This is a genomic window from Phormidium sp. FACHB-1136, assembly GCF_014697375.1.
Classification (GTDB): domain Bacteria; phylum Cyanobacteriota; class Cyanobacteriia; order Phormidesmidales; family Phormidesmidaceae; genus Nodosilinea.
On the sequence record NZ_JACJRS010000199.1, the window covers coordinates 1 to 3397 of the forward strand.

Genomic DNA, 3397 nt, shown 5'->3' on the forward strand with positions numbered 1-3397 from the left:
TAGCCAGCATGGGTTAGGGCAGCGTAGCCCGTCCTATTTTTTGGAAGGGACGATTGGCAGAAGCCTCTGAATTCTTCAGCAATCGCGTCCAAGTCGCTGTCAGGAATCGGCTTGCCGCGACTATTGAATCCGCACGTTTCGACCATCGCCATGAAAATGTCGTAATCGTCCATCGGCTCCTGAGGCTTCTGGAAGACGACGATGCTGGTGATAATGCCCGTCTTGCATTCGGCTTGCCAAACTTCCTTGGGGAGTTGAATACTGGCCCAAATCTGGGCTTCGTTCATCAACCAATGCCGAGCCGCACCGCTTTCTCTATCGGCCAGCATGTCGTTGGGCACCAGGGCCACCATTACTTCACCGGGGGCGAGGCTGCGGAGGGCCAGTTCTAGGAACAATGTTTCGAGTTGGGTGGCGGGTTTGACCTGTCCGGTTCGCCGCCAATCTGACGTTTGGTTGGCCTCAGCATCGGCCTTTGATTTGCGCCAGTGGTGCCCTAGTTCATAGGTTTGGGCGATCTCTCGCTGTAGGGTCTGTTTTCCAAAGGGAGGGTTGAGGATGGCGAGGGTTCTGAGCGCCAAGGCAGGGGGCGAGGTGAGGTGGCTGTTCTGGTCATCGCATTCGGCAAACAGGGCGAGCCAATCGGTGGGTTCAGAAGATAGTGAGTTGGGTGGTGTTTGGGTCTGAAGCATGGGGTTTAGGTCTTCTAGTTGGTTTGGGCGGTGGGGCCAAGGCAGGCCACGGTTCAGGTTGCGCCCGGTGTCCGACGATGACGGTGCCTTGACGCTCCAGGGCATCGCCCCAGACCAGTTGGCCGCCCAACCCTGGAATGGGCAAAGCGAAGTCTGGGGCATAGAGCATGAAGTTGGCGAGGGCGACCTCTAGCAACGGTCGGTCTCGTTCCCAGCCAATTAAGGCCCGTGCATAGTTCGAGGCTTCGAGGGCCAGTCGGCCTGTGCCTAGGCAGGGGTCAAAGAGTCGCATGGGCGTTGGGCTGCGCTCCACCTGGTGGCCCAGTTCTGCCATGAGTTTGGCGGCGGGTTGCAGGGTCGGGTAGAAGCTGGTGTGCCGTTGACCGTATCGACTGCGGGCCAGGAGGTGGCCAAAGTAGTCGCTGGGAAACCGAATCAGTGGTGTCAAGTCGAAGACACGGTCTAGACGTTTTCGTTTGACTCCTGCGATGCCGTAGTCCAGCTTGGGCGGTTGTTTCTGGTAGGGATGGCCCAAGCTAAACAACATCCACTGGGCCAGATAGCGTACCTCCTGCATTCCGGGTGTTTGGTGGTCGCCACCCAAGGCTTTGAAGCAGGCGTTGAGCATCGCCAAGGTCTTGTCGAATCCGGCATCTCCCGGCTTGAGGAAGGGGATGGGTTCAGGTCGGGAAAGGGTGTCTAGGGTGAGGTGGGGCTGGGTTTTGGTCTGGTGCCACAGTTCATAGCGACCTTGATAGGTCGAATCAAGCCGCAGCAGTTCAGGCAGCAGCCAGCCATGGGATTGAGTCATGGGTTTTGTTGGGGTTAAGATTGTGGGTTAAATCGCGACTTCAGGCATTGTGCGGATGTCGAGACAGGCGGCGAGGGTGGGATCTAAGGGGGGTGTGAATCGGGGTTCGCTTTCGCCCTTCAACTGCTGGAGGATCCAGGTCTGGGTTTGGTGGTGACGCTGACGGTTCCAGCGCATGACGAGGGACTGGGGTGGATGGCTAACGCTGAGCGCGACGATGACCAACTTGATCTGGTTGAGGTTCAGCCCTTCGGTTTGGTGGAAATGCTCTGCCGCGACCCAGAGCTTGAGCGCATCGGCTCGGCTGGGTCTAGGCTTGCGTATCGCCCAATCCATCAGCTTGGGCAGGCCCCGTCGGTAGCCCAGGTTGACGGTGGCCTGAATCCAGTGCGTGACCCCGTCTAGGATGAGCGGGGCTTGAAGGGGCCGCTGGAGGCGCAGGTGTCGGGTCGGGGTCGTCAAGGCAGCGGGCGTCAGGGTTTGGATTTGCTCAACGAGAGGCTGAAGGTCAGGGTGTTGTTCGAGGATGGGCTGATAGTCTAAGCCCAACTGGGCCTGTTGAAGAATGGTCAGGAGTCGGCGCTGCTGTTCGGCAGGACTCATCGGCGTCGTGCGGTGGCCAGGGTGAGCGCTGAATCCACGGGGTCGGCAGAGGTCTTGAATCGACAGGAAGGCCATGGGGGCATCGGGAATACACGTCCCAAAAAATTCCCGATAGGGACGTTTAGGCTCAACGCCGCGAAGGACAGACAGGCGTTGGTTGTAGGCGTGGTGTCGAGACAGGCACGATTTGGAACCCCCGACTTTCCAGGAACCGATGGCAGACCTCACCGCCAGAGAACAGTCGGGTCGGCCAGGGGTAGCCATTGGCCCAAATGTTGGCTCTGGAGATCAGCAGCTTGGGTGGGAAGTGCTGTCCATTTACTTCGACCACCCATTTCCTAGGCTGATGTTTGGCAGGTGTTGGCCACCAATAGTGAGCCGCGAGGATGAGGTGTGACCGCTCAATGCCTTTGGGAATGGCCGCATCCAGTCGGGTGGCGGGGAAAGTCTTAGCCTCCAGCCGCTGCACAAAGGATTCAGTGATGGTCTGGGCTTGAAGCACACTCAGTTGTCCGCCTTCGGGCGGTTCCGCTTCGCCTGCCGAACATCTCAGGTAATGCTCTAGGATGGCCAGTTGGCGTGGGTCGCCTCTGAACCAGCCTGTGCCATCGCAACTGGCGGCCCCTAAGCGTTCGCACTGCCAAAGGCTACGGCCATTGATGCGTCCGACATGGACCGGTTTACCCGTCGCCACAAAGTCAGGCAGAGCCGCAAACTTCCAGCGGTCTGAGCCACCGAGGAAAATCCAGTCTGTTGAGTCGGGTACGTCTTCTGGCCGATGTCCGTCTTGGGCCGCAAAGGCGAGAGGGATATTGAGCCTCCGTAGCCACGGCTCCCACTGATGCCAAAGCGTGAGGGTAGCCGCGGCATCGAGGGGACGATCCGGAACGACCAGCCACTCAGGCGGTTTGGGACACTGTGCGGCGGTCTGGACATGATGCTTGAATCGGTCGGCGTGCCACGGGGTCTGGGCACAAAAGGCGGCAAAGGCTCCATTATCCAAGGCGTACGGGAGATGAGGGTAGACGGTGATGGGACTACCGGGAGACCAAAGGTGGGCCAGTCGGTTGGGGTACTTCCCAGCCCAAAAGTGAATTAGCCATTTTTTGTTGTTGGCGGGAAAGATTTTCATGGGCTTGGGCCATAGTGAGGGTTTGCAAGCCAACCCAACCCCCAGCCATGACTGACTAGGGGCTTGCATGAGGGCAGGCAAGTAGTGATGTTGAGGCTATTGGCAAGCCGCCTTCAGCACAAACAAGCCCATTTGCTTCAGCAGGGCGTTGTTGTGGTC

Annotated in this window: 4 protein-coding genes; all 4 read right to left on the reverse strand. The window is 58.8% G+C overall.

Annotated elements, in window-relative coordinates; all coding sequences use genetic code 11:
- Positions 1 to 692: N-6 DNA methylase (locus H6G62_RS26330; RefSeq protein WP_190500720.1), on the reverse strand; the 692-nt coding region annotated here is incomplete at its 3' end.
- On the reverse strand, positions 652 to 1503 hold the full coding sequence (locus H6G62_RS26335; RefSeq protein ID WP_190500721.1) for a hypothetical protein: 852 nt from the start codon (positions 1501 to 1503) through the stop codon (positions 652 to 654). The genes H6G62_RS26335 and H6G62_RS26330, both read right to left, overlap by 41 nt.
- Before the next feature lie 27 nt (positions 1504 to 1530).
- Entirely contained in the window at positions 1531 to 2181 is a 651-nt protein-coding gene (locus H6G62_RS26340) for a hypothetical protein (RefSeq protein WP_190500722.1), read from the reverse strand.
- Between the two features lie 52 nt (positions 2182 to 2233).
- Positions 2234 to 3238 carry a hypothetical protein gene (locus H6G62_RS26345; RefSeq protein ID WP_190500723.1) on the reverse strand — a complete coding sequence of 335 codons (1005 nt, stop codon included), beginning with the start codon at positions 3236 to 3238 and terminating at the stop codon, positions 2234 to 2236.
- Positions 3239 to 3397: the final 159 nt, after the last annotated feature.

Bases quoted from the DNA above. Each gene is read 5' to 3' on its own strand.
- H6G62_RS26345 (WP_190500723.1), bottom strand. From the start codon at position 3,238: ATGAAAATCTTTCCCGCCAACAACAAAAAATGGCTAATTCACTTTTGG.
- H6G62_RS26340 (WP_190500722.1), bottom strand. From the start codon at position 2,181: ATGGCCTTCCTGTCGATTCAAGACCTCTGCCGACCCCGTGGATTCAGC.
- H6G62_RS26335 (WP_190500721.1), bottom strand. From the start codon at position 1,503: ATGACTCAATCCCATGGCTGGCTGCTGCCTGAACTGCTGCGGCTTGAT.